The organism is Streptomyces sp. NPDC058650 (assembly GCF_042717315.1).
In the GTDB taxonomy this organism is placed as follows: domain Bacteria; phylum Actinomycetota; class Actinomycetes; order Streptomycetales; family Streptomycetaceae; genus Streptomyces.
Genome location: NZ_JBHXRL010000080.1, coordinates 1 through 1,132, shown reverse-complemented (window position 1 = coordinate 1,132; position 1,132 = coordinate 1). Strand labels below are relative to the sequence as shown.

Genomic DNA, 1,132 nt, shown 5'->3' with positions numbered 1-1,132 from the left:
CGGGCCGGCTGCGGTCCTCGCGCGGGCCACTCCTGTAGCGGATGCCCCGCGGCTAGTCTGTGCCCATGGACCCCGTCGCGACCACGCTCGTCATCCTGGCGCTCGCGATCATCGCGTTCATGTCGAACCGCGTGCCGCTCGGCATCGTCGCGATCGGTGTCTCCGTCGCACTCTGGCTCACCGGCATCCTCGATCTCGGGCAGGCGCTCGCCGGATTCGGCGACCCCACCGTGATCTTCATCGCCGCCCTCTTCGTCGTCAGCGAATCGCTCGACTCGACGGGCGTCACGGCCTGGGCCGGGCAGCAGGTCATCGGCCGGGCCGGCACGAGGCGCGGGCCGCTGCTCCTCGTCGTGTGCCTCCTGGTCGCGGGGGTCACGGCGCTCATCAGCGTCAACGGAGCCGTGGCCGCCCTCATCCCGGTCGTCGTCGTCGTCGCGACCCGCGTCGGCATCGCGCCGTCGCAGATGCTCATGCCACTCGCGTTCTCGGCGCATGCGGGGTCGCTGCTCGCGCTGACGGGGACCCCGGTGAACATCATCGTGAGCGAGGCCGCCGCCGACGCCGGTGCGCGCCCGTTCGGCTTCTTCGAATTCGGCCTCGTCGGCGTGCCGCTCGTGATCGGCACGTTGCTGATCATCTCGCTCCTCGGCCCGCGCCTGCTGCCCGAACGCGCTGCGACCACGCTGCCGCAGGACGTGAGCAAGCACGCCCGCACGCTCCGCGAGCAGTACCACTTGCCCGAGGGCACCGAGCTCATCGGCGTTCGCGAGGGGGCCACCGAGGTCGTCGTGGCGCCGCGCTCGTCGCTCATCGGACTGCACCTGTTCCCGGGGATGTGCACGCCGAGCGGCGATCTCGTCGTGCTCGCCGTCCAGCGAGGCGGTGAGGACCTCGTCGGCAGCGATTCGCTGCTGCAAGCCGGGGACACGCTCCTCGTCAGCGGCCCGTGGGGCGAGCTCGAGCGCAACACCGCCGGCCCCGACGTGCTCGTCGTCGACGATCCGGCGACGATGCGGCGTTCGGTGCCGCTCGGAGCCGGCGCGAAGCGCGCGCTCGTGATCCTCGCGGCCATGGTGGTGCTGCTCGCCACGGGCCTCGTGCCGCCGGCGATCGCGGGGCTCGCCGCGGC

General features: G+C 72.3%; 1 protein-coding gene. It reads left to right on the top strand.

The window, feature by feature from the left end; translation table 11 throughout:
• Positions 1 to 65 precede the first annotated feature (65 nt).
• The coding region (locus ACFWWU_RS37385; RefSeq protein WP_384153711.1) for an SLC13 family permease at positions 66 to 1,132 on the top strand (1,067 nt) is incomplete at its 3' end.